Annotated in this window: 29 protein-coding genes; 6 read left to right on the plus strand and 23 right to left on the minus strand. The window is 75.0% G+C overall.

The window, feature by feature from the left end; genetic code table 11:
• The 3 genes from EFE23_RS22205 to EFE23_RS22215 form a co-directional block, all read left to right on the plus strand.
• A partial coding sequence (locus EFE23_RS22205; protein WP_233601100.1) for an FtsK/SpoIIIE domain-containing protein occupies nt 1-2372 on the plus strand: 2372 nt, incomplete at its 5' end.
• Nucleotides 2369-3037: a hypothetical protein gene (locus EFE23_RS22210; protein ID WP_123242869.1), complete on the plus strand. Its 669-nt coding sequence runs from the start codon at nt 2369-2371 to the stop codon at nt 3035-3037. The genes EFE23_RS22205 and EFE23_RS22210, both read left to right, overlap by 4 nt.
• A gap of 43 nt (nt 3038-3080) precedes the next feature.
• Nucleotides 3081-3773 (plus strand): SGNH/GDSL hydrolase family protein, encoded by a 693-nt coding sequence (locus EFE23_RS22215; protein WP_123242870.1) that lies wholly within the window; start codon nt 3081-3083, stop codon nt 3771-3773.
• A 29-nt stretch (nt 3774-3802) separates the two neighbouring features.
• Here EFE23_RS22215 and EFE23_RS22220 read toward each other — a convergent pair whose 3' ends face one another.
• From EFE23_RS22220 to EFE23_RS22230, 3 genes are all read right to left on the minus strand, one after another.
• Nucleotides 3803-4189, minus strand: coding sequence for a VOC family protein (locus tag EFE23_RS22220; RefSeq protein WP_123242871.1), 387 nt, complete (start codon nt 4187-4189; stop codon nt 3803-3805).
• The gene (locus tag EFE23_RS22225; protein ID WP_123242893.1) at nt 4155-4490 is read right to left on the minus strand and encodes an ArsR/SmtB family transcription factor; all 336 of its coding nucleotides are present in this window, start codon (nt 4488-4490) and stop codon (nt 4155-4157) included. Before EFE23_RS22225 ends, EFE23_RS22220 begins: the two co-directional genes overlap by 35 nt.
• A gap of 102 nt (nt 4491-4592) precedes the next feature.
• Nucleotides 4593-4823, minus strand: a complete 231-nt coding sequence (locus EFE23_RS22230) for a hypothetical protein (RefSeq protein WP_199737175.1) — start codon at nt 4821-4823, stop codon at nt 4593-4595.
• Between EFE23_RS22230 and EFE23_RS22235 the strand changes: the two genes are divergently transcribed.
• Entirely contained in the window at nt 4807-5298 is a 492-nt protein-coding gene (locus EFE23_RS22235) for an aldo/keto reductase (RefSeq protein WP_158675903.1), read from the plus strand. The genes EFE23_RS22230 and EFE23_RS22235 overlap by 17 nt on opposite strands.
• Nucleotides 5299-5398: 100 nt before the next feature.
• Here EFE23_RS22235 and EFE23_RS22240 read toward each other — a convergent pair whose 3' ends face one another.
• The 12 genes from EFE23_RS22240 to EFE23_RS22295 form a co-directional block, all read right to left on the minus strand.
• Nucleotides 5399-6751, minus strand: coding sequence for a hypothetical protein (locus EFE23_RS22240; protein ID WP_199737176.1), 1353 nt, complete (start codon nt 6749-6751; stop codon nt 5399-5401).
• Nucleotides 6748-7716 (minus strand): alpha-ketoacid dehydrogenase subunit beta, encoded by a 969-nt coding sequence (locus tag EFE23_RS22245; protein ID WP_123242873.1) that lies wholly within the window; start codon nt 7714-7716, stop codon nt 6748-6750. Before EFE23_RS22245 ends, EFE23_RS22240 begins: the two co-directional genes overlap by 4 nt.
• Nucleotides 7716-8687 carry a thiamine pyrophosphate-dependent dehydrogenase E1 component subunit alpha gene (locus EFE23_RS22250; protein WP_123242874.1) on the minus strand — a complete coding sequence of 324 codons (972 nt, stop codon included), beginning with the start codon at nt 8685-8687 and terminating at the stop codon, nt 7716-7718. The genes EFE23_RS22245 and EFE23_RS22250 overlap by 1 nt, the downstream gene beginning before the upstream one ends.
• Nucleotides 8684-9481 (minus strand): DUF3050 domain-containing protein, encoded by a 798-nt coding sequence (locus EFE23_RS22255; RefSeq protein WP_123242875.1) that lies wholly within the window; start codon nt 9479-9481, stop codon nt 8684-8686. The genes EFE23_RS22250 and EFE23_RS22255 overlap by 4 nt, the downstream gene beginning before the upstream one ends.
• Nucleotides 9482-9483: 2 nt before the next feature.
• The gene (locus tag EFE23_RS22260; protein WP_123242876.1) at nt 9484-10407 is read right to left on the minus strand and encodes a phytanoyl-CoA dioxygenase family protein; all 924 of its coding nucleotides are present in this window, start codon (nt 10405-10407) and stop codon (nt 9484-9486) included.
• Nucleotides 10404-11501, minus strand: coding sequence for a 4-hydroxyphenylpyruvate dioxygenase (gene hppD, locus EFE23_RS22265; RefSeq protein ID WP_123242877.1), 1098 nt, complete (start codon nt 11499-11501; stop codon nt 10404-10406). The genes EFE23_RS22260 and hppD overlap by 4 nt, the downstream gene beginning before the upstream one ends.
• A 72-nt stretch (nt 11502-11573) precedes the next feature.
• Nucleotides 11574-12851, minus strand: a complete 1278-nt coding sequence (locus EFE23_RS22270; RefSeq protein WP_123242878.1) for a beta-ketoacyl-[acyl-carrier-protein] synthase family protein — start codon at nt 12849-12851, stop codon at nt 11574-11576.
• Nucleotides 12848-14506, minus strand: a complete 1659-nt coding sequence (locus tag EFE23_RS22275; RefSeq protein ID WP_123242879.1) for a class I adenylate-forming enzyme family protein — start codon at nt 14504-14506, stop codon at nt 12848-12850. The genes EFE23_RS22270 and EFE23_RS22275 overlap by 4 nt, the downstream gene beginning before the upstream one ends.
• On the minus strand, nt 14503-14994 hold the full coding sequence (locus EFE23_RS22280) for a beta-ketoacyl synthase chain length factor (RefSeq protein ID WP_233601101.1): 492 nt from the start codon (nt 14992-14994) through the stop codon (nt 14503-14505). The genes EFE23_RS22275 and EFE23_RS22280 overlap by 4 nt, the downstream gene beginning before the upstream one ends.
• A 134-nt stretch (nt 14995-15128) precedes the next feature.
• A complete protein-coding gene (locus EFE23_RS22285; RefSeq protein ID WP_123242881.1) occupies nt 15129-16343 on the minus strand; it encodes a beta-ketoacyl-[acyl-carrier-protein] synthase family protein in 1215 nt (404 codons plus the stop codon).
• Nucleotides 16336-16581 (minus strand): acyl carrier protein, encoded by a 246-nt coding sequence (locus EFE23_RS22290; RefSeq protein WP_123242882.1) that lies wholly within the window; start codon nt 16579-16581, stop codon nt 16336-16338. The genes EFE23_RS22285 and EFE23_RS22290 overlap by 8 nt, the downstream gene beginning before the upstream one ends.
• Complete coding sequence (locus EFE23_RS22295; RefSeq protein ID WP_123242883.1) at nt 16581-16844, minus strand: phosphopantetheine-binding protein; 264 nt, start codon at nt 16842-16844, stop codon at nt 16581-16583. Before EFE23_RS22295 ends, EFE23_RS22290 begins: the two co-directional genes overlap by 1 nt.
• Before the next feature lie 17 nt (nt 16845-16861).
• Between EFE23_RS22295 and EFE23_RS22300 the strand changes: the two genes are divergently transcribed.
• Nucleotides 16862-17575, plus strand: a complete 714-nt coding sequence (locus tag EFE23_RS22300; RefSeq protein ID WP_123242884.1) for a 4'-phosphopantetheinyl transferase family protein — start codon at nt 16862-16864, stop codon at nt 17573-17575.
• Here the strand turns inward: EFE23_RS22300 and EFE23_RS22305 are convergent.
• Complete coding sequence (locus tag EFE23_RS22305; protein WP_123242885.1) at nt 17473-18855, minus strand: class I adenylate-forming enzyme family protein; 1383 nt, start codon at nt 18853-18855, stop codon at nt 17473-17475. The genes EFE23_RS22300 and EFE23_RS22305 overlap by 103 nt on opposite strands.
• A gap of 441 nt (nt 18856-19296) precedes the next feature.
• Here EFE23_RS22305 and EFE23_RS22315 point away from each other — a divergent pair, with 441 nt between their 5' ends.
• Nucleotides 19297-19434, plus strand: coding sequence for a hypothetical protein (locus tag EFE23_RS22315; RefSeq protein WP_199737177.1), 138 nt, complete (start codon nt 19297-19299; stop codon nt 19432-19434).
• 58 nt (nt 19435-19492) lie between these two features.
• On the opposite strand, the gene EFE23_RS22320 is transcribed toward EFE23_RS22315, so the two are convergent.
• The 7 genes from EFE23_RS22320 to EFE23_RS22350 all read right to left on the minus strand — a co-directional run.
• Entirely contained in the window at nt 19493-20743 is a 1251-nt protein-coding gene (locus EFE23_RS22320) for a beta-ketoacyl synthase N-terminal-like domain-containing protein (RefSeq protein ID WP_123242895.1), read from the minus strand.
• A gap of 22 nt (nt 20744-20765) precedes the next feature.
• Complete coding sequence (locus EFE23_RS22325; RefSeq protein ID WP_123242886.1) at nt 20766-22034, minus strand: beta-ketoacyl-[acyl-carrier-protein] synthase family protein; 1269 nt, start codon at nt 22032-22034, stop codon at nt 20766-20768.
• Entirely contained in the window at nt 22031-22441 is a 411-nt protein-coding gene (locus tag EFE23_RS22330) for a cupin domain-containing protein (RefSeq protein WP_123242887.1), read from the minus strand. The genes EFE23_RS22325 and EFE23_RS22330 overlap by 4 nt, the downstream gene beginning before the upstream one ends.
• Nucleotides 22434-23156: an SRPBCC family protein gene (locus tag EFE23_RS22335; protein WP_123242888.1), complete on the minus strand. Its 723-nt coding sequence runs from the start codon at nt 23154-23156 to the stop codon at nt 22434-22436. Before EFE23_RS22335 ends, EFE23_RS22330 begins: the two co-directional genes overlap by 8 nt.
• Nucleotides 23153-24646, minus strand: a complete 1494-nt coding sequence (locus EFE23_RS22340) for an acetyl-CoA carboxylase biotin carboxylase subunit (RefSeq protein ID WP_123242889.1) — start codon at nt 24644-24646, stop codon at nt 23153-23155. The genes EFE23_RS22335 and EFE23_RS22340 overlap by 4 nt, the downstream gene beginning before the upstream one ends.
• Entirely contained in the window at nt 24647-25111 is a 465-nt protein-coding gene (accB, locus tag EFE23_RS22345; RefSeq protein ID WP_123242890.1) for an acetyl-CoA carboxylase biotin carboxyl carrier protein, read from the minus strand.
• Between the two features lie 55 nt (nt 25112-25166).
• Nucleotides 25167-25988, minus strand: an 822-nt coding sequence (locus tag EFE23_RS22350; RefSeq protein ID WP_123242891.1) for an acetyl-CoA carboxylase carboxyltransferase subunit alpha, incomplete at its 5' end; no start/stop codon positions are given.

Below are 25988 nucleotides of genomic sequence, written 5' to 3' on the forward strand. Positions count from 1 at the left end.
GGCCGACGCCCGCCGGCCGGGCCGAGACCCCGGGCGCGGTCCGGGTCGGTACGGTCCGCATCCCCAGCGCCGAGCCGGTGCCCGCCCTGGTGCCGCTGCTCGACGCCGGGCACGTGCAGCTGACCGGCACCGACCGGGACGGGATCGCCGCGGTGGTGCCCGCGCTGCTGCTGCGCTCGGTCGGCCGCGCCGACCCGGGCACCGTCCGGCTCTTCGGGTACGACCCCGAGCACCTCGGCGGCGGCCTGGCCGGGTTCGCCCCGCTCGGCACCGCCGGGCTGCTCACCTTCGTCGGCCCCGGCGGCCTGGGCCGGCTGCTGGACGACCTGGTGGAGCAGATCCGCCGGATCAACGAGACCGTGCTCGCCGGCGAGTACGCCTCGCTGCGGGCGCTCGCCGCGGCGACCGGCCGCCGGCCCGAGCCGTGGCGGGTGGCGGTGCTGCTCGGCGGCGACGAGTTGTCCCGGCACGAACGCGGCCAGCTGGACCGGGTGGTCCGCACCGGCGCGGCGTGCGGGGTGCACCTGGTGGTCCGCGGCGTCGACCTGCCGGACGACCCGACGGTCACCCGGGTGGTGGTCGAGCCCGACGACGCCCGGATCGCCGGGCTGTCGGTGGCACTCGACGCGCCGCCACCGGCCCCGCTGGTCACCGAGACCTGCCGGGAGGTCGCGTCCCGGGTCAACGCCGGTCCCCCGCCGGCGCCCTTCACCGACCTGCTCCCGCCGCCCGAGGAGTACTGGCGGGAGGACTCGGCGCACGGGCTGACCGCGCCGATCGGCGAGGGCCCGCACGGCCGGCCGGTGCTGCTCACCCTCGGCGACTACCCGCCGCACGCGCTGATCGGCGGCCCCTCCGGCACCGGCAAGACCAACCTGATCTTCGCCTGGATCGGCGCGCTCGCCTCCCGCTACTCCCCCGCCGAGCTGGAGTTCTACCTGCTCGACTTCAAAGAGGGGGTGTCCTTCGCCCGGTTCGCCCAGGGCCGGCGGGACCCGAGCTGGCTGCCGCACATGCGGCTGGTCGGCATCAACGTCAACACCGACCGGGAGTTCGGGCTGGCCCTGCTGCGCTTCCTCGCCGAGGAGCTGCGCCGCCGGGCGGACGCCGCGAAGAAGCACGAGGTCACCAAGCTGGCCGAGCTGCGCGCGGTGGACCCGACCGGGCACTGGCCCCGGATCGTCGCGGTGGTCGACGAGTTCCAGGCGCTGCTCGCCGGTCGGGACGTGGTCGCCCGGGAGGCCGCCGACCTGCTGGAGGACCTGGCCCGGCGGGGCCGTTCGCAGGGCATCCACCTGGTGCTCGCCTCCCAGGACGTCCGCGGCATCGAGGCGCTGTGGGGACGGCCCGCGCTGGTCGCCCAGTTCACCCTGCGGATCGCGCTGCCCAAGGCGTTGCGCATCCTGGCCGAGCGCAACGACGCGGCGCAGTCGCTGCCCCGGCACCACGCCGTGGTCAACGCCGAGTCCGGGCTGGTCGAGGGGAACGAGGTGGCCCGGATCCCGTCGGCCAGCGACTGGGAGACCTGGAGCGAGCTGCAGCACCGGCTGTGGCGGATGCGCCCGCAGGACGCCGCCCCGGCCCGGCTCTTCGACGGCGACGCGATCCCCCGGCTGGCCGACGCGCCGGACTTCCGCGCGCTGACCGCCTCCGAGCAGGGGGTGCCGCGCAGCCCGGTGGCGCTGCTCGGCGAGATCATCGACGTGCAGGCCCGCTCGGCGGCGCTCCGGCTGCCCCGGGCCCCGGGCCGGAACCTGGCCGTGCTCGGCACCCGGGTGGACGAGGCGTGCGCCGTGCTGGACGCCGCGGCCCGCTCGCTCGCGCGCCAGCACCGACCCGGCAGCGCCCGGTTCTCCATCGCCTGCCTCGACCCGGACGCCGACCCGGCCGCCCGCGCCCTCTACGACGACCTGGCCGACGACGCCGCCTGGTACGACGAGGAGACGGTGCCCGAGCTGATGGCCGAAGTGGGCGACTCCCTCGGCGCGCCCGGCGCCCCGAACAGCCCGCACTACCTGCTGCTGTACGCGGTCGACGCGGCGGCCGGGCAGCTCGCCGGGAAGGCCGGCCGGCGGACCGGGCTGGAGCAGCTGCGGCGGATCCTGCACGACGGGCCGGAACGGCGTACGCACGTGCTGGCCTGGTGGCGCGGGGTGGCCCGGATGCGGGCCGACCTGGGCGGCGCGGGGGCCCGGTTGGACCAGATCGGGGCGTGGGTGGCGCTGGACGTGCAGGGCGCCGAGCTGAGCGGGGCCCTCTATCCCGGCACCGGCGGCCCGGACTGGTACCCCCGGCCGTGGCGCGGGCTCTACTTCGACCGGGCGGTGCACCGCACCGGACAGGTGATCATCCCCTATGGTCCTTCGCGATGAACGAGCCGGTCAGCAGTGAGACGTACGCCGCCCAGATCCGTCGGCTCGCCGAGCTGACCGCCCGGGTGGCCGCCCAACGGGCCGAGGCGCACACCTGGTACGCGCAGCAGTGCGCCGCCGCCGACCGGGCCGTGACCGAGGCCACCGAGCAGGTCCGGCGGGCCGAGGCGGCGGCGGCCGAGGCGCGGGACCTGGTCGAGCGGGTCGACGCCGAGGCCGCCCACCTGTGGGGTCAGCTGCGCGCCCGGATCGGCGCGGGTGGCCGCCGGCTGGGTGACCCGCCCGGGCCGGCCCGGGACGCCACCGGCGACCCGGTGCCGCTGCTGCACGGGGTGCGCGAGCTGCTGGACCGTACCCGCCAACCGGGCGAGCTGCCCGGCTCGGCCAACCCGCTGCTGGTGCTGTGCGGGATCGGCGGCGCGGTCGTCGCGTACGCCCTGGGCCTGGCCGCACGGGCGCTGGGGCACGGTTCCGGCGGTGACCTGGCGGTCGGCATGCCGGTGCTGGCGCTGGTGATCACGCTGCTCGGCCCGCTGGTCGGGCTGGCCCCCGCCCGGTTGATCGCGGACCGCCGGCACGCCGTGCTCACCCCGCGACCGATGCTCCTGGTGGCCGGCGCGGGGCTGGTGACCATGCTGCTCCTGCTCGCCCTCGCGCCGCGTTGAGCGGCGATCGACACCGGCGGCGCGGATCGGCTAGCGTGCGGGCGTGGGATCGACGGTGACCGAAGCGACGGATCCGTGGTGCCTGCGCCCGGGCGAGAGCGCGCGGCTGCTGCGCGGCCACCCGTGGCGGCGGTTCGTGGTGCTGGGTGACAGCGTCGCCGAGGGGCTGTGCGAGCCGGTCGACGGGTACCCGGACCTGCAGTGGGCCGACCGGCTCGCCGCCGAGTTGCGGGCCGTCCAGCCTGGACTGGCGTACCTGAACCTCGGGCGGCGGGGCCTGCGGGCGCACGAGGTGCGGGCGGCGCAGCTCGACCCGGCGCTGGCCTTCGCGCCCGACCTGGCGCTGGTGGTCTGCGGCGGCAACGACGCGTTCCGGACCGGGTACGACCCGGACGCGGTGGACGCCGAGCTGACCGCGATGATCATCGCGTTACGGGACGCCGGGGCGGACGTCGTCACGGTCGGCATGTTCGACGTGTCGCACAGCCCGGCCGTGCCGGCGGCGCTACGCGCCGGCCTCGGCGAGCGGATGCGCCTGCTCTCCGCCCGCACCGCCCGGCTGGCCGAGCGGCTCGGCACCCTGCACGTGCATCTCACCGACCACCCGATGGTGGCCGACCCGTCCCTGTACAGCAGCGACGGCCGGCACGGCAGCGCCCGCAGCGACGCCATCGCCGCCGCGGAGACGCTCCGGGTGCTGGGCGCCCAGCTCTCGGCGGGCCGCGCGGCTCGTTGACGCGCCGGCATGCCGTGGGGGGCGCCGGGCTACTTCTGCTGCGCGATCTGGATCAGGTTCCCGCAGGTGTCGTCGAACACGGCGGTGACGACCGGGCCCATGTCGGCGGGCTCCTGGGTGAACCGCACCCCGAGCTGCGCCAGCCGGCGGTGTTCGGCGGCGACGTCGTCCACCGCGAAGGACGTGTAGGGGATGCCGTCGCCGACCAGGGCGTCCTTGAACGCCTTCGCGGCGGGGTGCGCGTCGGGCTCCAGCACGAGCTCGACCCCGTCGGGCTGCTCGGACGAGACGACGGTCAGCCACCGGTGTTCGCCCAGCGGCACGTCGGTCTTCTTCACGAAGCCCAGCACCTCGGTGTAGAAGCGCAGCGCCCGGGCCTGGTCATCCACCAGGACGCTGGTCAGGTTGATCTTCATGGGGATTCTCCTGTCGAGGTTCGGGCCGGAGCCATCGCTCGGCGATGCTCTGCAACGGCCGGGTGTCGAGGTGGTGGAACTTGTAACGGCCCTGCCGCCGGGCGACGACCAGCCCGGCCGCCGCCAGCACGTCCAGGTGCTGGGAGATCGCCTGCCGCGACGAGGTGATCTGGTGCCGGGTGGCCAGCCGGGCACAGATCTCGAACAGCGTCTGACCGTCCCGTTCGGTCAGCTCGTCGAGGATCTTCCGGCGGGTGGGATCCGCCAGGGCCTGGTAGACGTCGCCCACGCGAACGACTATAGGCAAGTGGCGGCTTGCCTGTCGAGCCCGACACCGACAGGTCGCGCCGCCGACCGCTGGCGATGCCCGCGACCCGGCCCGGGTGACGCCGCCGCGCCGCCCTCACTCCATGAGCAGACCGGTGAGCAGGCCGCGCAGGGTCCGCGCAAAGAGGTCCTGACGCGGAGCCGCCGACGGGGGCTCGGCGAACGCGGCGGCGAGGTGCGGGTACGCCGCGAGGTCGGCGTGCGCGAAGCCGACCGGGCCGGGCGTCGCCTCGGCGCGGGCGAAGAGCGAGACCACGCCGGTGAGCATCGCGATCGCCTCGAACTTGGCGGTGACCGGCGAGCGCACGCTCGCCGCCCTGCAGCCCGGGTACTCCCTGTTCAGCCGCGAGGTCGAGGCGGAGCTGCTGCCGACGTGCCGCGAGCTCGGGATCACCCTCGGCGCGTACTCACCCATCGGCCGGGCTCTGCTCGCCGGGGGGATCACCACCGACACCGCGTTCGGCGGCGACGACCTGCGCAGCGGCAACCCGCGGTTCAGCGCGGCCAATCGAGCCGCCAACCTGGCCCTGGTCGACCGTCTGCGCGCACTCGCCGACGAGCTGGGCGTGACACCGGCACAGCTCGCGCTGGCCTGGCTGCTCGCCCGGGGCGCCGTCCCGATCCCGGGCACGACCAGCCTCCGCCACCTGGCGGACAACGCCGCCGCCACCGCCATCACGTTGACACCCGAGCAACTCGGGCAGATCACCGACCTCATACCCGCCGACGCCGTCCAGGGCGAGCGCCTCTCCCCCTCCGCCGCCCGCTGGGTCGGCAAGTGACAGCACCTTGAGCCGAACCCGCCCGTCGATCAAGGGGTTTGCGTCAACCGGAGCCCGGATCCTGACGCGAACCCCTTGATCAACACGACTCGGGGGGTGGCTAGTTGGTGAGGAGGATGCCGGTCATGAGGACGCCTCGGGCGAGGTTGAGGACGCCTTCGCAGCCGGGGTAGCCGACCCGGGCGAGGGCACCGGAACCCGTTCTGCCGAACAGGTACGGGGCGAGGCTGTAGGGGACCTCGGCGGCGACCGTCTCGCCGGTCTCGATCTGCACGAAGTCCATCGCGACCCGGTCCGCCTCGTGGTAGCGCTGCAGGATGTTGCCGCCCGCGTCGATCGCGGCGCGGACGCCGTCCTCCCAGGCCACCGGGCTCATCTCCCGGCCGATCAGCACCCCGTGCCCGGCGGAGCCGCCGGCCGGCTTGGCGACCAGGTCGGCCTGCTCGGCGAGGGCCCGGTCGAGCTGGTCGGCGGTGAGCGCGACGGTGTGCGGCACGTACCGGCGGACCAGCGCCCGGTCGGTGTCGGAGAGCAGCTCGAGGTCGGCCCAGAGCCAGGCGTAGTTGAGCTTGTTGCTGAGCAGCCAGGCGGCGGTGCTGACGAACATGGGCAGGGTGCCGGCGGCCAGGGCACCGGCGACGGCGTCCAGGCCGGCGCTGGGGGTGACCCGGTTGGGCACGAAGAGCCGGAACAGCGCGTCGACCGGCGCGCCACCGACCACGAGGCGCCGCTGGTCGTCCAGGGTGGCCCCGGCCACCGGCCCGATGACCAGGTCGATGCCGAAGCGGCGGGCCTGGTCGGCGAGCGGGGAGAGGATCTTGATAAAGGTCTCCGGGTCGTCCAGACCCGGGTATTCGGCGTCGAAGTCCATCAGCAGCGCCACCCGCGCACCGTCGGGCAGCGCGAGGGTGTCCCGGATGGCGACGAACCGCTGGTCCAGCAGGGAGGGCGCGGGGCGGATCCCGTCGAGCAGGCCCTGCCGGCGGTAGAGGTCGGCGTACCGGTAGACCACCGTGTCGGCGTCGAAGCCACCGCCGAGGCTGCTGTCGATGTTGTACTCGACGATGCACGGGACCCCGCCGGAGTAGAGCACGTCCGGCCGGTACGCGGCGAGCAGCCCCTCGTGCAGCACCTCGTTCTCGTCGAGGAGCTTGGTCTCCCCCGCCGGCACGTCGAGCAGCCGGCGCAGTTCCCCGGCGGTGCGGGCGCGCCGCTGGCAGGCCTCCAGGATGAGCTGGGCGATCCGGTCGCAGACCTCGTTCAACTCGCGGAACGCGTCGGCGGTGAGCACCGGCGGGCGGGCCAGCCGCCACTGCTTGTTGTAGGTGGCCCGGCCGTGGAAGACCTGCTCCCAGGCGGCGGCCCCGGCGGCCACCAGCCCGGTACGGGTCGACTCGGGAAGGTCGGTCCACGCCTGGCCGAGCGGCGGCCACGGGTATTCGGGGTCGATCATGATCCGTCCTTCAGGCAGAGTTGGATGGCGGCGCTGAGCTGCTCCCGGCCGGGTTGCACGGCCCGGTCCAGCGCGGGCGCGAAGGGCAGCACGGCGCCGTCGGGGCGGGTGACCCGCCGGGGCGACGCGGCCAGCCGGACCCGCTCGACGACGGTGGCGATGATCTCCCCGGCCATGCCGCAGGACCGGTTGGAGTCGTCCACCACGACCAGCCGCCCGGTGCGGGACACCGACTCGACGAGCCCGTCCCAGTCGAAGGGGTAGAGGGTGCGGGGATCGAAGACCTCCACCGAGACCTGGTCGGCCAGTTCGTCGGCGACGGCCAGGGCGTCGTGCACCAGGTGCCCGACGGCGACCACGGTGACATCCGTCCCCGCCCGACGGACGCAGCCCCGCCCGAGCGGCACCGGGACGAGATCGTCGACGTCGGCCCGCACGTCGAGCGCGCCGGCGGGAGCGAAGACCACCACCGGGTCGTCGCAGCGGATCGCCGACACCAGCAGCCCGTACGCGTCGGCCGGGGTGGCCGGCACCACGGTGGTCACCCCGACGTGGGCGAAGAGGCTGTACGGGTGGTCGGAGTGCTGCCCGGCCCAGCCGGTCCGGGAGCCGGAGCCGGGCACCAGGTAGGTGACCGGGACGGCGCACTGGCCGCCGGTCATCAGCGGAAACTTGTGCGCGTGGTTGACGATCTGCTCGAAGACCAGGAAGAGCAGCGAGGGGATCTGGAACTCGATCACCGGGCGCGTGCCGGCCAGCGCCGCGCCGGTGGCGAAACTGGTGAACGCCTGCTCCGACAGCGGGGTGTCCAGGACCCGTTCCGGGCCGAACTTCTTGAGCAGCCCGGTGGTGACGTTGGCGGCGGCCACCCGGATGTCCTCACCGAGCAGGAAGACCGACTCGTCGCGGGTCATCTCGTCGGCGAGCGCCCGGGTCAGCGCCCGGCGGTAGGAGAGCCGGGGCATCAGCCACCTCCGGTCCGGGCGGTGAGCCCGCTGGCGTACAGGTGCTCGAGGGCGGTGGCCGGGTCCGGGGCGGGGCTGGCCAGGGCGTAGCCGACGGCCGCGTCGAGGACCGCCTCGACCTCCGCGTCGACGGACTCCCGCACCGACAGCGGCAGCCGGGCGCCCTGGATGTCGACCGGATCGCGGGACCGGCCGGCGGCCACCTCCTCCGGCGGGCGGTAGTCGAGGCGTACCCGGTGCTCGAAGGTGTGGTGGGCGTCGAACCGGTAGGTGCGGGCCTCGACCAGCTCGGGGCCCCCGCCGGCGCGCATCCGGGCGACGGCGGCCGCGCAGGTGGCGCGTACCTCCTCGGGGTCCTGCCCGTCGACGGCGGTGGCCGGCATGCCGAAGGCGGCGGCGCGGCCGGCGATGGTGCCGGCGACCGCGCCGGCGACCGGCATGGTGGTGGCGTAGCCGTTGTTCTCGCAGACGAAGAGCACCGGCACCCGCCAGAGCGCGGCCAGGTTGAACGCCTCCAGCAGCATCCCCTCGTTGACCGCGCCGTCGCCGAAGAAGGTCGCGCCGACCAGGTCGTCGCCGCGCCGCCGGCGCGCCCACACCGCTCCGGTGAGGATCGCGCCGGCGGCCCCGACGATGGCGTTGGCGCCGAGCACCCCGACGCCGAGGTCGGCGGCGTGCATCGACCCGCCCCGGCCCCGGTTGAGCCCGGTGACCCGGCCGCACAGCTCGGCGAGCATCCGGGCCGGGTCGGCGCCCTTGGCGAGCACGTGGCCGTGCCCGCGGTGGGTGCCGGTCACCAGGTCGCCGTCGCGCAGCGCGGCGCAGACCCCGGCGGCGATCCCCTCCTGCCCGAGGTACGGGTGGATGCCGCCGACGATCTCCCCGGCGCGGACCAGGTCGATGGCCCGCTCCTCGAAGCGGCGGATCAGCCGTACCGTGCGGTAGAGCCGGACCGGGTCGGAGTCGGTCACGCCGGGCGACCCTCCTTGATCGCGGCGAGGATGTCGTCCCAGAGCCGGGCCCGGGCGGCGAGCGCGTCGTTGACGGTGTCCGCGCACTCCTGCCACTTGGTGTCGTCGTCGCCGCAGAGGTCGGCGAGCATCTGCATGGCCATCGGGGTGTGCTGCTCCCCGTCGACCTCGATGTGCCGCTCCAGGTAGTCGACGAACGTGTTCAGCCGGTTGCTGCGTTCGTTGACCGCGACGACCTGGGTGAACATCTCCGGGATGAGGTCCTCCCGGCCGAACGCGAAGGCCGCCGCCTGGCAGTGCACCGGCGTGCGCTCGATGATCCGCCAGGTGGTGCCGGCGAAGGCGGCCGACGGGGCGGGCACCCCCGCCGTGGTCAGCGCCTCGGTCACCGGGCGGCCGGCGCGCAGCAGGTCGACCAGCTTCTCCACCGCCGTGGTGTCCGCGCCGGCCTCGGTCATGCCCCGCACGTAAAGCTCGAAGTGGCTGATGTAGCCGTCGCCCAGTTCGTCGCTCTCCTCCACCATGACGATGTCGTTGATCAGGCGGCGGCTGCCGGTGGGCCCGGTCGGGATCCACGGCACGGTGACGCAGGTGAGCTGCCGCTGCAGCGACTTGAGCAGCGACATGAAGTCCCACACCGCGAAGACGTGGTGCTCCATGAAGGTGACCAGCGCGTCGTGGGTGTCCAGGTTGGCGTAGAGCGGGTGCTTCACCACCACGTCGCGGCGGACGGTCACCGCCTGCTCCAGCCGCTCGATGCCCGGGTGCGTCCTCCCCCAGTCGTACCGTGACATGATCAGCCTCCCTGCTGGGCGCGGTCGCGCCAGATGACCGGGCAGAATTCGGGGTCGGCGTAGTCGGGCCGGCCCTCGGCGGTGCGGCGGACCAGCACGTCGTGGTTGTACGCGGCGAGCGTGCCGTCGGAGAGCGGATACTCCCGCCAGGCGTTGCCGCCGTCCTGCAGGTGCAGCGAGACGGCCCGGCGGGGGCGGCCGCTGACGTTCGCGCCGCTGCCGTGGTAGATGCGGCAGTGGTGGAAGCTCAGGTGTCCCTTGGGGATCACCATGGGGATCTTGCGGATCTCGGCGCCGTTGTACGCCGCGTTCTCGGCGAGCATCACCTCGAGCTGGTCCCGGTCCCGGTCGGCGAAGTGCCGGACCACGGTGTCGTCGGCGCCGATCTCCCGCCAGCGGTGCGAGCCGTCGACCATGGTGATGGTGCCCATCTCCTCACCGCAGTCGTGGAACGGGATGAACGCGGTGAGCATGTTCTCCGAGCTGGACGAGGCCCAGTAGTGCTTGTCGAAGTGCCAGGGCACGATGTTGGACGGCTCGCCGGCGATCGGCGGCTTCCAGATCAGCGTGGACTGGAAGATCCGGATCTCGGCGGCGCGGGCCAGCCGGGCGGCGACCGCACCGATCAGCGGCTTGCGCAGGATCCGGCCGATGGCGTCGTGCTCGTAGTGCACGTAGTCGTTGTGCCGCTGCACGTCGCCCTTGGACGGGTCCCAGTAGGCCAGCCGCGGGGGCCGGACCGGCAGGCGGCGGTCGCGCTCCCCGGCGTAGTAGCGGTCGGTCGCCGCGACGAGCTCGTCCACCTCGTCGTCGGTGAGCAGCTTCTTCGACAGGTACCAGCCGTGCTCGGCGTAGTGGCGCACGTCCTCCTCGGAGGGGAGCAGCGCCTGCTCCTCGGCGGTCAGCGCCGGATGTGTCGTGGTCATGCCCCCACCCCTCCGGCCGCGACGGCGGGGGTCGCCCCCGCCGCGGCCAGCTCGCGTTCCTTGGCCTCGTAGAGCGCCCTGATGTTGCCGCTGCCGAAGGTGCGCGCCCCGCGCCGCTCGATGAGTTCGAGGAAGAGGGTGCGGCGCACGTGCATCGACTCGGTGAAGATCTGCAGCAGTTGGCCGCCGTGGTCGGAGTCGACCAGGATGCTCAGGTCCCGCAGCCGGTCCAGCGGCGCGTCGACCTTGCCGACCCGCGCCTCCAGGTCGTCGTAGTAGGCGGCCGGGGTGCCGGCGAACCGGACGCCCCGGCCGGCGAGCGCGCCGACGGCGGTGACGATGTCGTCGGTGCGCAGGCCGAGGTGCTGCACCCCGGCGCCCGCGTGCCAGCGCAGGAAGTCCTCGATCTGCCCGGGCCGGGCGCCGGTGTCCGGCTCCAGCAGCACCAGGGTGACCCGCTGGGACGGGCTCTGCACCACCTTCGAGTTCATCGCCTGCCCGGCGACCTCGATGTGCTCCTCGAAGATCTCCGCGAAGCCGAACACCTCCGCGTAGTGCTTGACCGTGTCGTCGAGCTGTCCGGGCGGCACGCACACCGCCAGGTGGTCGATCTCGGCGAGCACGTCGTCACCGGCGCCGGCCGGCAGCGGCTCGATCGCCCCGGGCAGGAACCGGCTCCGGTCGCCGCGCCGCTCCACGAGCCGGTGCAGCACGTCGCCGAAGCCGCCGACCTCGGCGACCACCACCTCGGCGTCCGCGTCGGCGTGGGTCCGCGGCGGGGTCACCCCGGTCGCGCCCCGGGCCACCAGCTCCGCGTACGCCCCGGCGGCGTCGTCGACCTCCAGCGCGACCACCGCGATGCCGTCACCGTGCCGCTGCACGTACGCCGACGCCGGGTGGCCGGCGGTCAGCCCGGAGGTGAGCAGCATCCGGATGTCGGCCTGGGCCAGCAGCAGCGAGCGCTGGTCGGCCAGCCCGGTCTCCGGGCCGCCCTGGCCGCACAGCCGGAAGCCGACCGCGGTGCCGAAGTAGAAGGCGGCCTGCCGGGCGTCCCCCACGTACAGCTCGACGTGATCTATGCCATTTATCTGCATCTTTCCCTTCCCCATTTCCCCCCGTGCCTGGCGTCCGGGCCGCACCGCGCCCGGCATGGACCGTCCGTCGGATCACCTCCCCGATCCGCCGTCCGGTGGCGCCGCCGGCGACCCGGAGCGGTCGCCGGCGACCCGGCGCAGCAGCAGGCTGACGTTCTGCCCGCCGAACCCGAACGAGTTGGTCAGCGCGTGCTCGGCCCGGGTGGCGCGGGGCGCGGCCCGGACGTGGTCCGCCTCGCACTCCGGGTCCGGGTCGTCGAGGTGGTATGTCGGTGGCAGCAGCCCTCGGCCGAGCGCCAGGGCGGTGGCCGCCGCCTCCAGGACCCCGGAGGCGCCGAGCAGATGCCCGGTGAGCCCCTTGGTGGAGCTGACCGGCACCCCGCCGACCCCGAACACCTCGGCCAGCGCGGTGGTCTCGGCGATGTCGCCGAGCTTGGTGCCGGTGCCGTGCGCGTTGACGTAGCCGACCTGCGCCGGCCCGACTCCCCCGCCGGCCAGGGCGCGCCGCATGCACTCGGCCGCCCCGGCGCCGTCCGGCCGGGGTGCGGTCGGGTGGTACGCGTCGGTGTTCACCCCGTATCCGGCGACCTCGGCGTAGCCGGTCACGCCCCGGGCGGCGGCGTGCTCGGCGCGTTCGAGGACCAGCAGCGCCGCCCCCTCGGCGAGGACGAAGCCGTTGCGCCGCTTGTCGAACGGGCGGCTGGCCTCGGCCGGGTCGTCCCAGCCCCGGGCCAGGGCCCGGGCGTTGCCGAAGGTGTCGGCGAAGGTCGGGAAGAGCGGGGCCTCGCTCGCCCCGCAGAGCACCACGTCGGCCTCGCCGGCCCGGATCAGGCGGACCGCGTCGGCGACGGCCTGCGCGCCGGACGCGCACGCCGTGCCGACCGAGGAGCTGTAGCCCCGGAGGCCGTGGGCGATGGCGATCCGGGCGGACGGCATGTTCGGTAGGATCCCGGTGAGCAGGTACGGGCTGACCGCCGCGCGGCCCCGGGCCGCCCGCGCGAGGACCTGGTTCTCCAGGGTGGACATCCCGCCGACCCCACCGACGATCACCCCGATCCGGGTCGGGTCGACGTCCCGCCCGACCTCGATGCCGGCGTCGGCGAGCGACTCGGCGGCGGTCAGCAGGGCCAGCAGCACGATCCGGTCGAGGACCCTGGTCTCCGGGCCGGACGCCACCGTGCGCGGGTCGATCTCCGGCAGCACCCCGGCCACCTCCAGGCTGTCCCGGGCGGGGTGCCCCTCCGGTGGGCGGCGCAGCCCGGACCGGCCGGTGGTCAGCGCGGCGAAGGTCTCCTCGACGCCGCGCCCGGCCGGGGTGAACAGGCCCATGCCGGTGATGACGGCGGTCATGACGACGCCTCGCTGAGGTGGCGCTCGCGCAGCGCCACCTTGCGGACCTTGCCGGTCACGGTGACCGGGAGGTCGTCGGCGCGCACCGGCACCACCCGGCGCAGGGTGGCCCCCACGTCGGGCCCGAGGGCGGCGCGGATCCGCTCGGTCCGGTCCTCGTCGGGGTCCGCGCCGGCGGCCAGCTCCAGCAGCACGTCGGTGACGACGCGGCCGGCCCCGTCGGCGTCGCCGGGGCCGGCCGGTGACGACGGGTCGCCGGCCTTGACGATCACCACGGTGCAGTCGGCGATGTCGGGGCAGGCGGCGAGGATCCGCTCCTCGGACAGGGCGGTGAAGAACCGCCTCCCGTCGCCCACCTCGACCGAGTCGACGGCCCGGTCCAGGTGGTAGTAGCGCCCCTCCTCGTCGGCGTACACCAGGTCGCCGGTGAGGTACCAGCCGCGCAGCCGGGAGCGGTAGGTGGTGACGGAGTCGTTCCAGTAGCCCCGGAACAGCGAGGGCGAGTCGATGCCGAGCCAGCCGACCCGGCCCGGCGGCAGTTCCCCGCCCTGCTCGTCGAGGACAGCGACCTGGGTGAAGCGGTACGGGCGGCCGACGCAACGGCCGTACCGGTCGGTGTCGGTGGTGTGGGTGAGGTGGAACATCGAGTGCCCCATCTCGCTGGAGCCGAGCCCGTCGATGAAGACCGAGCCGGGCACCCGCTTGACCCCCGCGCGGGTCATCACGTCCCGCGACCCGACCGCGACGAGCCGGCGTACGTGCGGTTCGTGCGTGCAGTCCCCGGTGTTGAACCACAGCCGCACCGAGTCCAGGTCGTACCCGGACAGGTCGAAGCGGGCCAGCTCCGCCCAGGTGACGGAGAAGCCGAAGACCCCGTCCGGCCGCCACCGCTGGATCGCGTCGAGCACTCGTTCGCCGCCCTGCTCGGAGAGGAGGAACATCTCCGCCCGGTTGCCCAGGGCCTGGTTGACCATGAGCACGGTCGCGGTGTGCGGGGCCGGCAGCGCGTTGAGGATCCGGGTGGTGCCCTGCGCCTGCGGCATGGACAGCAGGTGCCGGGTGGCCGCGAAGAGGCTGGCGTGCGAGTGCAGCACCGCCTTCGGCACCCCGGTGGTGCCGGAGGTGTGGGTGATGACGATCGGATCCTCGGCGTGGTGGCGGTAGTGGGCGGGAGCGGCCGCCGGGTCGCCGGCCCCCGCCTGCGCGGGCTGGCCGAGCAGCGGGGCGCCGAGGTCGTGCCCCGCGAGGGCCGCCGCGTGCTCCGCGTCGGCGAGCACGCCGGCGGCCCGCAGCCGGCGGATGTACGCGGCGGCGATCTCCGGGCGCAGCTTGCCGTTCATCAGCGCGGGGATCGCGCCGAGCCGGGTCAGCGCCAGGAACGACAGCACCATGTCGGCGGCGGCGCCGGCCCAGACCGCGACCGGGTCGCGCCGGCGTACGCCGCGCTCGTGCAGCCAGGCGGCCCGGGCGGCGACCAGGGCGTCGAGCTGGCCCAGGGTCAGCGGCTGTTCGGACGGGTGGCCGTCGACCGCCGTGTCGAAGGTGAGCCCGGGCCCGTTTGGGTCGGCGCCGTGCGCCAGCACCCGGGCCAGCACGTTGCCCGCGCCCAGTTCCGGGTCGGCGGCCAGCGCGCCGCGCAGTCCCTTGGTCCTCATTGACCTGTTCCCTCCTCCAGCAGCACCGCGACCGCCTCGCTCGGCGTGCCGTCGGGTGCCTGTTCGATCAGGACCAGCAACGCCTGGTCGGCGTCGCCGTCGTGCAGCAGCAGTTCCGCCTCGGCGGTGCCCTCGGCCCGCGGCTCCCCCGTCGGGCTCAGGCACACCACCGGCCCGTCCAATCCCCAGCGCGCCGCGACGTGCCCGGCGACGCTGTTCGGCACCGACTGGAAGAAGAACAGCGGACCGACCCGGCCCCCGGCGGCCACCGTGGCCCGGACATGCCCGGCGCTGGCCCGGTCTCCGCTCGCGCTGACCAGCACCACCGCCGTCCGGTTGCCCGCCGGCAGCGGCGGGACGGCGTGTGCCCGGCCCAGGCACCGGTCCGCCACCGCCACCACCACCGGCGCGAAGTCCGAGTGCACGAACCCCGCCACCCCCGGCACCCCGCCGTCCCCCGCCTCCGGCCACCGCCCCTCCGCCACCACCCGCACCCGCCCCGCTCCGTGCTCTGCCCGCTCTCCCCGCTCCGGCGATCTTGCAGTTTGCGTTGGTGTTACCCGGCTTCTGCGCCTTTCGTCGGCACCAAAGGTGCGCGATCGCGACGCGCGGTCGGAGGCGGTCATGGGGCACCTACCAGGAGGGCGGTGTTGGCGCCGCCGAAGGCGGCGTTGAGGGTGAGGGCGTGGGCGGTGGCCAGGGGGCGGGGAGCCTGGGTGATGACGTCCAGCGGGCACGACTCGTCCGGGCCCAGCCAGCCGGCGTTGACCGGCAGCTTCCCGTGCCGCAGGGCCAGCACGGTGACCACCAGTTCGAGCAGGCCGGACGCCTCCAGGGCGTGCCCGTGCACCGACTTGGTGGAGCTGACCGGCACGCGGCCGGCGAGGTCCCCGAGCGCCAGCCGTAACGCCGCCGCCTCGGAGGCGTCGCTGTACGGGGTGCCGGTGGCGTTGGCGTTGACGTAGCCGACCGCCTCGGCGGGCAGCCCGGCCCGGCCCAGCGCCGCGGCCACCGCCCGGGCCAGCCCGCGCCCCCGCGGATCGGGCTGGCAGGGGTGGTACGCGTCCCCGGCCCGACCCCAGCCGGCCACGGTCGCCACCGGCGTCGCGCCCCGGTGCCGGACGGCCGCGGCGGACTCCAGCACCACGGCCGCGACCCCGTCCCCGAGCAGCAGGCCCTGCCGTCCGGCGCTGAACGGGCGGACCGCCCCGTCGGCGGCGAACGCCCGGCCGGCGTCGAAGAGCGCGTACTGGTCCGGTTCGACCAGGTAGCCGGCGGCGACGACCACCCGGTCCAGGTCGCCCCGGGCGATCAGGGCGGCCGCGTCGGCGACCGCGGTGCTCGCCGACACGCAGGCGGTGGTGTAGACCCGGGTCCGCCCGCCGAGACCGCCCCGGCGGGACAGGTGGCCGGCGAGCGCCGGTGGTCCACCGTCCACCCCGGGCGAGGCGCCGGCGCCCGAAACGGCCGGGCCGCCGGCGACCCGGTCGGACGGTCCGCCGTCCGGCGGCGCGTCCGGTCCGGCCACCGCCGGGTCGGGCAGTGAGCGCGGCCCGCCGTGGGTGGCCAGGAACAGGGCGGAGTCCGCCCGGCCCGCCCGGTCCAGCCCGGCGGCCCGGCAGGCCGCGTCGATCGCGTCGGCCAGTTCCTCGGCGAGGGCTCCGGCCTCCGGCAGGGTGGCCGCCACGGCGACCCGGCGACCCGCGGTGTCGAAGCGGCGTACCGGCGCGAACGCCGGGGTGCCGGCGAGCACCCCGGCCAGCAACGCGTCGCCGCCCCTACCCAGGGCGCTGAGCGCGTGGACGCCGGTGATCCGAGGGTGCTCCCGCTCAGCCATCTGCGGCAGCGGTCAGCGAGGCGTGGAACACCGCCAGCGCGTCGTCGACGGTGCGGATGCCGGCGAGCTGGTCGTCGGTGAGGTCCAGCCGGCGGTCGTAGCGTTGCTCGACGAGGTGCACCAGCCAGGCCAGCTCCATCGAGCCGATCCGGTCGGGCACCTGGTCGACGGGTTTCCCGGTCAGTTCGGCGAGCATGCTCACCAGGTCAGCTCGCCCCAGGTCGGGCTGACCGGCCATCAGGAGTTGTCGCTCGTCGCGGCCACCCGCTCGGCGACCATGGTGGTGAACTCGCCGACCGTCATCAGGGCCAGCTTCTCCGACTCGTCGTCGGCGAACTTCAGGCCGTACCGGTCCTCCACCCGGACGGCGAGGTCGGCCAGGGCCAGCGACTCCAGGTCGACGCCGGAGGGACCGAGGGTGGTGTCGTCGTCGAGGTCATCGACGTCGTAGTTCATGTCGGCGAGCTGCTCGACGACGAAGGTGCGGACCTCGTCTCGCATGGCCTTAACCTCTTTCCGTGAGCCAGTTACCGGTGCCCGGTCGGGACACCGTGTACGTGTGGACCGGCCGTACCGCCGGCGACCAGCGGGAGCTGACGCGGCGGCTGCTGCGACGCGCGGGTGGCGCGTTGCTCGACCGGGCCGAGGCGGAGATCGGGGTGCGACGGACGCCCGGCGGGCGTCCGGAGGTGCACGTCGCGGAGGGGCGGACGCTCGCGGTGAGCGTCAGCCACGTCGACGGGCTGGTGGTGGTGGCCGCCCGGCCGGGCGGACCGGTCGGGGTGGACGTCGAGCGGCGCCGGCCGCTGCCCGCGCTGGCGCTGGCCGACCGCTGGTACGACCCGGCCGAGGCGGCCTGGCTGCGGGCCCGCGACCCGGCCGCCCGGGAGCTGGACTTCCTGCGCCTGTGGACGGCCAAGGAGGCGGTCGGTAAGGCGCTCGGCGCCGGGCTGCGCGACGGCGGGCTGCGTCGCCGGGTGCCGGAGCCGGCCGGCGAACCGCTGCGCCCGCTCCCCGACCGGCCCGACCTGCGGGTCGGCCACCCGGCGGCCGGGGACGGGCTGGTGCTCGCGGTGGCGGTCGCCGGTGCGGCCGGGCCGGTCGAGGTCGCCCTCGTAGAGCGGGCCGGTCATGACGCGGCGTCCCGCAGCACGGCCGCCGAGCGGACCAGCTTGCCGGTGGTGGTGCGCGGCAGCTGGTCGAGCAGGTGCAGGGCGCGCGGCCGCTTGTAGCCGGCGAGGCGTTCGGCGAGCAGCTTGTCCACGGTCTCCTCGGACAGCGGCCCGTCGGGCTGGATGTAGGCGGTGATCCCGTCGTCCCAGACCACCACCGCGGCGCCCACCCCGGGCAGCTCGGCGACGGTGGATTCCACCTCGGTCAGGTCGACCTTCATGCCGCCGACCGACACCTGGGAGTCGAGCCGGCCCTTGACGGTGACCAGTCCGGTCTCCGGGTCCACCGTGCCGGCGTCGCGGGTGTGCAGCCAGCCGTCGGCCCAGCGGGTCGGGTCGGCGAGCCCCACGTACGGGGAGGCCGGGCAGCTCACCCAGAGCTCGCCGCCGGATTCCCGGACCCGGATGCCGGGCGCGGGGGCGATGGCGGGACGGTTCGTCCCGTACAGGTCGGTGCCGATGACACCGATCTCGGTCATCCCGTACATGTTGCCGAGCGGGACGCCGTAGCGGTCGGTGAAGGCGCGGGCGACGGCGGCGGGGACCAGCTCGCCGCCGGTGGTCATCCGTTTGAGCTGCGGCAGCGGCCCGGACGGGCGGGTGGAGGCGAGCAGTCCGATGTGGAAGGGCACGCCGAGTACGGTGGCCGGGGTGTCCTGGGCGGCGACGGCGGCGAGGACCGCGTCACCGCTGAGCCGCTCGGGCGGGCACAGCTCGACCCCGGCGTGCAGCCCGTAGAGGAGCCCGCCGACCAGGCCGAGCACGTGCACCATGGAGGGCAGCAGGATGATCCGCTCGCCGGGGAGCGCGACGCCGTCGATCCGGGTGTACCGGTGGACCTCGCCGACCAGGTCCTCGGCGGTGCGGCCGATCACCTTGGACGGTCCGGTGGAGCCGGAGCTGAGCTGGATCACGGCGTGCGGGCTGCCGGCCGGCCGGTCGGACCAGGACGTGATCCCCTCGGTGACGTCGACGAAGATCCGCAGCGCTCCCCCGCCGGTCCGCACCGGCGCGACCACCACCTGCGGGGTGAGCCGGTCCAGGGCCCGGGCGACCTCGTGGTCGGTGAGCCGGTGGTCGAGCAGCACGGCCTGGGCGCCGCTGCGCCAGGTGGCGAGCAGGTTCACCACGTACGCCAGGGACGGCGGCAGCCGCAGCGCGGCGGCGCCGCCGGGACGCAGCCCGGCGTCGGCGAGCCGGGCCTGCGCGTCGACCACCAGCCGGTGCAGCGTGCCCTTGTCGACCGGTTCGGGAAGACGGAGAGAAATGTCGGTGGGACGACCGGTGAACAAGATGTCGTCCACCCAACTCGCCGCTGCCGGCGAAGGATGTTCCGCCATAGAGTGTGCTGCCACGATCGCCCACCGCCCAGCATGAAAGTGGGCGATATCCGCCCAACAAGCGCGTTCTCCGGGGTGCTGACGGAACCCTACGACGGTCCGTCATGGCATAGCTACATGCAAATGGCTAGATCAAGAAAAGCGGCTGGGTGGATTGCTCAGGATCGATCGGGCAGGCAGGATCGGGCCTACGCCGGCTCGGTACCTCGCCGGCCGCCGGATGCTGCGCCGGGGCGAGAGGCGCCGGGGCCGGTTCTTCCCCGTCGGCAACGGCGAGGCGCTCGCGCGCGAGATCCCCGCGGCACGGCTGTTCGTGCTCAAGGAGGCGGCCACCGCGATCCCCGATGCGGCGGTCGGCGAGGTCACCGCGGCGATGCTCACCACACGATCGTCGGTGGGAACCCGGCAAAGCCGATCCGGCGACGCTTCGACGAGGCCGACGTGGTGCGGCTCCGCCGCGCCGCCTGGTGGGACTGGCCGGTCGACCTCGTCACCGCGCACGCGCGCACGATCATGGCCGGCACGCCCGCCGAGATCGCCCGGATCGCCGCCGAGCACGGCCTGGAGCAGGAGAGGTGAGGCGTGTCCGGCAACCGGCCGGGTCTCCCGCGGCGCACCGCCCCGTCCGGTCTCCCCGTCACCCGTCGCCGCACCCGGGCGGCGGGGCGGCGCCGCGGAGGACCAGCGCGCTGTTGAACCCGTCGAAGCCCCGCGCCCCGACCAGCGCGATCCGGCTGCGCGGCCGGCGCGATTGCCGCAGGAAGCTCAGCTCGCAGCCGGGCGCGGGGCGCTCCGGGCCCACCGAGGCGGGCAGCAGGCCATGGTGGAAGGCGAGCAGCGCGGTGGCCGCGTCCAGCGCCGAACCGCCCTGGTGGGCCCGGCCGGTCAGCGGCTTCTGGGTGGTCACCGGCGGCGTGCGGGCGCCGAACACCGCGCGCAGGGCGGCCGCCTCGGCCCGGTCGTACGCGGGCACCCCCAGCGCGTCCGGCCAGATCACGTCCACGTCGTGCCCGCGGACCCCGGCCCGGTCCAGGGCCAGCCGCAGCGCCCGGGCGTAGTGGGTCGGGTCGGGGCCGCCGTCGGGGTCGGTAGGGGCGGCGTCGTGGGTGGCCGCCCAGCCGGTGATCTCGCCGTAGACCCGGGCGCCCCGGGCCAGGGCGTGGCCCAGTTCCTCCACCACGAACACCGCGCCGCCCTCGGCGGGCACGTACCCGCGGGCGTCGGCGTCGAACGGCCGGTACGCCCGCTCCGGGTCCGACACGTCGCTGAGCAGCCCGGAGCGGAGCTGGCAGGCCAGCGCGTACGGGCTGAGCGGGCACTCGGTCGCGCCGGCGATCACCACCGGGGTGCCCCGCCGGATCGTGCGCACCGCGTGGGCGAGGCTGTCCAGGCCACCGGCCGATTCGGACACCGTCACCCCGGACGGGCCCTTGAACTGGTGGCGGATGGAGAGCTGTCCGACGCTGGCCGCGTAGAACCAGGCGATCGACTGGTACGCCCCGACGGTCCGGCTCGGGCCGCCCCAGAGCCGTTGCAGCTCGCGCTGCCCGAACAGGTTCCCGCCGGAGGAGCTGGCCAAGGTCACCGCCCACCGGTACGGATCGGGCGACACCTCGGGCAGCCCGGCGTCGGCCAGGGCCAACCGGGTGGCGGCGAAACCCAGGTGGGTCCACCGGTCGGTCTGCACCCGCTGCCGAGTGTCGGCGTGCCCGGCCGGGTCGAAGTCGGGCACCTCGCCGGCGACCCGGGTCGGATAGCCGGCCGGGTCGAACAGGGTGATCGGGCCGGTGCGCCGGGTGCCGGCGAGCACCGTGGCCCAGTGCGCCTCGGCGCCGACGCCGCTGGGCGCCACCACCCCGATCCCGGTCACCACCGCCCGGACCGTCACGACGCCACCCCGCACACCGGCCTCATCGGGACACCGCCAGGCGGCGGAAGACCATCGCGGACTGGAAGCCGCCGAAGCCGCTGCCCACCGAGAGCGCCACGTCGACCGGCACCTCCCGGGCCTCGTTGGGCACGTAGTCCAGGTCGCACTCCGGGTCCCGGGTGGCCCAGTTGGCGGTGGGCGGCACCACGCCGTACTCGATGGCCAGGGCGCAGGCGGCCATCTCGATCGAGCCGATGGCGCCGAGCGAGTGCCCGACCATCGACTTGATCGAGCTGACCGGCACCCGGTACGCGGTCGCGCCGAGGGCCCGCTTGAACGCGGCGGTCTCGTGCCGGTCGTTCTGCCGGGTGCCGGAGCCGTGCGCGCTGACGTAGGAGACGGCCGACGGGGCGAGCCGGGCCTGGCGCAGCGCGTCGCTGATGGCCACCGCCATCTCCGCCCCGTCCGGGCGCAGGCCGGTCATGTGGAAGCCGTTGCTGCGGCTGGCGTAGCCGGCCACCTCGCAGTAGACGTGCGCGCCGCGGCGGCGGGCGTGCTCGGCCTCCTCCAGCACCAGCACCGCGGCCCCCTCGGCGAGGACGAAGCCGTGCCGGTCGGCGTCGAACGGCCGGGAGGCGTGCGCCGGGTCGTCGTTGTCCGGGCTGGTGGCCTGGATGGCGTCGAAGGACGCGACGGTGACCGGGGAGATCGGTGAATCCGCCGCCCCGGCCAGCACGATGTCCGCCTCGCCGTCGGCGACCAGTTGGTGGGCGTACCCGATGGCGTCGATCCCGGAGGTGCAGCCGGTGGAGATCACCTGGGCCGGGCCGTGCAGGCCGTGCCGGCAGGCCACGTCGGCGGCCAGGCTGCTGGGGACCAGCGCCTGGTAGAGGTACGGGCCGCCGAGGGCGTGGTCGACCAGCCAGCGCCGGCCGGAGTCGCTGACCCGCACGTACTCCCGTTCGAGGGCCATGGTGCCGCCGACGGCGGTGCCGAGGACCACGCCGGCGCGCTCGCGGTCGGCGTCGGTGAGGGTGAGCCCGCTGTCGGCGAGCGCCTCGGTGGAGCAGGCCAGCGCGAACTGCACGTACCGGTCGGCGCGCTGCCGTTCGGCGAGGGTGATCCCGGCGGCGTCGGGGTCGAAGTCGCACTCGGCGGCGATCTGCGAGCGGAACGGCGACGGGTCGAAGAAGCTGATCCGCCGGGTGGCGGTGCGCCCCTCGGTGATGGTCTTCCAGAACCGGTCCCGGGTCGCGCCGCCGGGAGCGACGACGCCGACGCCGGTGACCACGGTCCGCCGGCCGGTCACGACGGTTCCCGGGGTGGCGGGGCGACCTCGGTGTCGACGTGGCCGAGTTCGGGACGGGGGGCGAGCGGGCCGAGGTGGAAGACCACCTCGGCCGGCTCGTCGCCGGTGTTGCGCAGCCGGTGCCGGACGTTCCGGGCGACGAAGAGCGCCTCCCCAGCGGTCAGCGGCACCGGGCGGTCGTCCAGGTCGACGGTGATGGCGCCGCGGGCGAGGTAGAGGAACTCCTCGCTGTAGGGGTGGTAGTGCTCGGCGATCCGCTCGCCGGGGGCGAGGGCCGCCACCCCCATGAAGCCGGAGGTGCTGCCGACGGTCTTCGGGCCGAGCAGCACCCGCAGTTCGCCGCCGCGCCGCCGGTCGGCGGGGACGTCCCCGGCGGCGACCGGGGCGCTGGTGGTGGTGTCAGGCATCGCGACCTCCCTGGCCGGCCTCGGCGGCCCGCTGCTCGATCCGCTCCTTGATCACGGCGAGCTGAACCTTGCTGTTGGTGTTGATCCGCTCGGTCATGCCCGCGTTGTCGACCGGCGCGTCCGGCTTCATGGCGAAGTCCTGCACCCAGGTCATCCGGGTGCCGCCGGGGATCTCGTCGTAGCGCCAGTGGATGCGCATGTACTCGAACGGGCCGGTCTCCACCCGGTGCGCGTGGACCTGCCGGGTGGCCGGGTCGGCGGTGCGTTCACTGACCCAGCTCCAGGCCGTCCCGTTCTCGTCGGGGTGCATGGTGAGCCGGAACCGCACCGTGTCGCCCTCCCGGTGCAGGATGTCGGCCGCGGCGTACTCGGTGAACAGGTCGGGCCAGCCGGCGACGTCGTTGGTGACGTCCCAGACCAGGGGCAGCGGGGCGGCGATGTCGACGGCGTTCTCGGTGTGCCCCGGCGGGTCGGCCTGCCGGGCCACCAGGTCGGCGACGCCGGCGATGCTCAGCTGGCTGGCCTGCTCGGGGATCTTCACCCGCCACCGGTCGGCGACGACCGCGGACAGCTCCAGCAGGGCGAGCGAGTCCATGCCCAGTTCCTCGAGGCTGGCGGCCGGCGTGCGGGCGGCGGCCACGGCGTCCAGGCCGCAGTGGGTGACCAGGATGTCGGTGATCTCACTGGCGAGCTGGCGGTCGGGGGCGACGGTCATCGGGTCCTCCTGACGGGCGGGCCGGCGGTGGGCGCGGCGGTGACGGGCGTACGGCCGGCCGGGGCGGCCTCGGCGCGGGCGGCGGGTACGGGATCGGTGCCGGCCACGGCGGGTGCGGTGGCGGGCGGGTGGGCCGCCCCGGCCGGGGTGAGCAGCCGGTCGACCAGTCCGGTGGTGTGCCGGGCGGCGCGGAAGTCGGGGTCGCTCAGCACCCGCCGGGCGAACGGGATCGTGGTGCGTACCCCCGGCCCGGCCACCTCGAACTCGCCGAGCGCGCGGTCCAGGCGGTCCAGCGCGCCGGCCCGGTCCGGCGCCCAGACCGCCACCTTGGCCAGCAACGAGTCGTAGTGCGGGCTGACCAGGTAGCCGGTGTGGCCGTGGGTGTCGACCCGGGTGAACGGGCCGCCGGGTGGCCGGAACCGGTCGAGCCGGCCCGGCGCGGGAGCGAAGCCGCGGTCCGGGTCCTCCGCGTTGACCCGGCACTCGATCGCCACTCCGCGCAGGTGGATCTGGTCCTGCCGCCAGCGCAGCGGCGCCCCGGCGGCGATGTGCAGCTGCTCGTGCACCAGGTCCACGCCGGTGACCAGCTCGGTGACCGGGTGCTCGACCTGGATCCGACAGTTGATCTCCAGGAAGTGGCACTCCTCGGCCTCGTCGACGAGGAACTCGACGGTCCCGGCGCCGGTGAAACCGACCGACAGGACGCCGCGCAGCGCGATCTCGGCGAGGGTGTCCAGGGTGGCCGGGCGCAGCGCCGGGGCGGGGCCCTCCTCGATCAGCTTCTGGTGCCGCCGCTGCACCGAGCAGTCCCGGGTGCCCAGGTGGATGCCGTTGCCGTGACCGTCGCAGAGCACCTGCACCTCGACGTGCCGGGCATCGGTGAGGTACCGCTCGACGTACACCCGGTCGTCGCCGAAGGCGACCTGGGCGGCGGCCCGGGTGCGGGCGTAGGCGCGGGGCAGTTCGGCGGCGGTGCGGACCACGCTCATTCCGCGCCCGCCGCCGCCGGCGGCGGCCTTGACGATGACCGGGTACCCGACCTCGGCCGCCACCGCCAGGGCCTCGGCCACCGTCGGCAGGGTCCGCACGCTGCCCGGCGGCAGCGGCAGCCCGGCCTTGCTCATCAGCGCCCGGGCGGTGGACTTGTCGGCCAGGGCGGACATCACCTGCGGTGGCGGGCCCACGAAGGTGAGCCCGTTCTCCGCGCAGATCTCGGCGAAGTCGGCGTCCTCGGAGAGGAAGCCGTAGCCGGGGTGCACGGCCTGCGCCCCGGTCTGCCGGGCGGCCTCGACGATCGCGGCGGCGTTGAGATAGCTCTGGCGGCTGGCGGCGGGGCCGATCCGGACCGTCTCGTCGGCCAGCCGTACGGGCAGCGAGTCGGCGTCGGCGCTGGAGTGCACCACCACGGTCCGCACGCCCAACTCCCGGCAGGCCCGCAGCACCCGCAGCGCGATCTCGCCCCGGTTGGCGATCAGCACCTTCTCGAACATCTACTCACCCCGCCCGCTGAGCGGTTCCAGGGCGATCAGCGGCTGGTCGTACTCGACCGGCTTGCCGTCCTCGACCAGCACCTCGGTCACCCGCCCGGCCTGGTCGGCGGCGACCTCGTTCATCAGCTTCATCGCCTCCACGATGCCGATCACCTGGCCGGGCCGGACCAGGTCGCCGACGGCGACGAAGGGCGCGGCACCCGGTTCCGGGGCCCGGTAGAAGGTGCCCACCACGGGCGCCCGCACGGCCCGCCGGTCGGGCGCCGGCGCGGCCTGCGCCGCCGGCTCCGGGACCGGTTGGGGGTCGGCGTGCGGCGCGAGCGGTGCGTGCCATTCGACCTCCAGCGTGGCCCCGCCGCTGCGCAGCCGGACCCGGCGGACCGGGCCGGCCAGCTCGGCGACGAGCTGGCGGGCCTGCCGGCGCAGCCCGTCCAGCACGTCCTCCGCACCGTCGGCCGCGCTCATCGTGCCTTCTCCGTTCGCGACTGCGGGGCTCGCAACACCGGCTCACTCCTCGCGCTCACCGGTCCACCCCCGCCGAGCGCGCCGCGCCGTAGCGGCGGAACCGCTGCCGGCGGCGGCGGACCAGGGTGGCCGGCGGCACGTCGAGCAGCGCCGTGAGGTTCGCCGCCAGGGCCCGGCCGAGCAGGTCGGCGGCGGCGGCCGGGTCGCCGTGGGCGGCCGGCCGGGGCTCGGGCACCACCTCGTCCACCACCCCGAGCCGGCACAGGTCGGCGGCGGTGAGCCGCAACGCGCGGGCGGCCTGCGGGGCCGCGGAGCTGTCCGGCCAGAGGATCGCCGCGCAGCCTTCCGGGCTGATCACCGAGTAGACCGCGTGTTCGAGCATCAGCACCCGGTCGGCGACCGCCAGCGCCAGGGCCCCGCCGCTGCCACCCTCCCCGGTGACCACCGCGATCACCGGCGTGGGCAGCACGGTCAGCGCCAGGATGTTCTCGGCGATGGCCGCCGCCTGTCCCTGCTGCTCGGCGCCGATCCCGGGGTCGGCGCCGGGAGTGTCCACCAGGGTGACCACCGGCAGGCCGAGCCGGGCGGCGAGGCGCATCAGCCGCAGCGCCTTGCGGTGCCCGGCCGGGCTGGCCATGCCGAAGTTGCGGGCCACCAGCTCGGCGGTGGTGTGTCCCTTCTGGTGGCCGATCACCATGACCGGCCGGCCGTCGAGACGGGCCAGCCCGCCGACCACCGCCGGACAGTCCGCGCCCAGCCGGTCGCCGTGCAGTTCGACGAAGCCGTCGAAGGTGGTCTCCAGGTAGTCCAGGGTGGTCGGCCGGCCGGCGTGCCGGGCCGTGCGGACCGTCTCCCAGGCGTCCCGCTCGGGGCCGGC

The organism is Micromonospora solifontis (assembly GCF_003725545.1).
Lineage (GTDB): Bacteria > Actinomycetota > Actinomycetes > Mycobacteriales > Micromonosporaceae > Micromonospora > Micromonospora solifontis.

What these genes read in the sequence shown, in the direction of transcription:
- EFE23_RS22330 (WP_123242887.1), bottom strand. Translation starts at nt 22,441, where the DNA reads ATGCCTGACACCACCACCAGCGCCCCGGTCGCCGCCGGGGACGTCCCC.
- EFE23_RS22245 (WP_123242873.1), bottom strand. Translation starts at nt 7,716, where the DNA reads ATGCCCCGGCTCTCCTACCGCCGGGCGCTGACCCGGGCGCTCGCCGAC.
- EFE23_RS22335 (WP_123242888.1), bottom strand. Translation starts at nt 23,156, where the DNA reads ATGACCGTCGCCCCCGACCGCCAGCTCGCCAGTGAGATCACCGACATC.
- hppD (WP_123242877.1), bottom strand. Translation starts at nt 11,501, where the DNA reads ATGCAGATAAATGGCATAGATCACGTCGAGCTGTACGTGGGGGACGCC.
- EFE23_RS22290 (WP_123242882.1), bottom strand. Translation starts at nt 16,581, where the DNA reads ATGGCCGGTCAGCCCGACCTGGGGCGAGCTGACCTGGTGAGCATGCTC.
- EFE23_RS22305 (WP_123242885.1), bottom strand. Translation starts at nt 18,855, where the DNA reads ATGGCGGAACATCCTTCGCCGGCAGCGGCGAGTTGGGTGGACGACATC.
- EFE23_RS22275 (WP_123242879.1), bottom strand. Translation starts at nt 14,506, where the DNA reads ATGAGGACCAAGGGACTGCGCGGCGCGCTGGCCGCCGACCCGGAACTG.
- EFE23_RS22340 (WP_123242889.1), bottom strand. Translation starts at nt 24,646, where the DNA reads ATGTTCGAGAAGGTGCTGATCGCCAACCGGGGCGAGATCGCGCTGCGG.
- EFE23_RS22220 (WP_123242871.1), bottom strand. Translation starts at nt 4,189, where the DNA reads ATGAAGATCAACCTGACCAGCGTCCTGGTGGATGACCAGGCCCGGGCG.
- accB (WP_123242890.1), bottom strand. Translation starts at nt 25,111, where the DNA reads ATGAGCGCGGCCGACGGTGCGGAGGACGTGCTGGACGGGCTGCGCCGG.
- EFE23_RS22270 (WP_123242878.1), bottom strand. Translation starts at nt 12,851, where the DNA reads ATGACCGCCGTCATCACCGGCATGGGCCTGTTCACCCCGGCCGGGCGC.
- EFE23_RS22240 (WP_199737176.1), bottom strand. Translation starts at nt 6,751, where the DNA reads ATGATCGACCCCGAATACCCGTGGCCGCCGCTCGGCCAGGCGTGGACC.
- EFE23_RS22295 (WP_123242883.1), bottom strand. Translation starts at nt 16,844, where the DNA reads ATGCGAGACGAGGTCCGCACCTTCGTCGTCGAGCAGCTCGCCGACATG.
- EFE23_RS22255 (WP_123242875.1), bottom strand. Translation starts at nt 9,481, where the DNA reads ATGTCACGGTACGACTGGGGGAGGACGCACCCGGGCATCGAGCGGCTG.
- EFE23_RS22210 (WP_123242869.1), top strand. Translation starts at nt 2,369, where the DNA reads ATGAACGAGCCGGTCAGCAGTGAGACGTACGCCGCCCAGATCCGTCGG.
- EFE23_RS22285 (WP_123242881.1), bottom strand. Translation starts at nt 16,343, where the DNA reads ATGGCTGAGCGGGAGCACCCTCGGATCACCGGCGTCCACGCGCTCAGC.
- EFE23_RS22260 (WP_123242876.1), bottom strand. Translation starts at nt 10,407, where the DNA reads ATGACCACGACACATCCGGCGCTGACCGCCGAGGAGCAGGCGCTGCTC.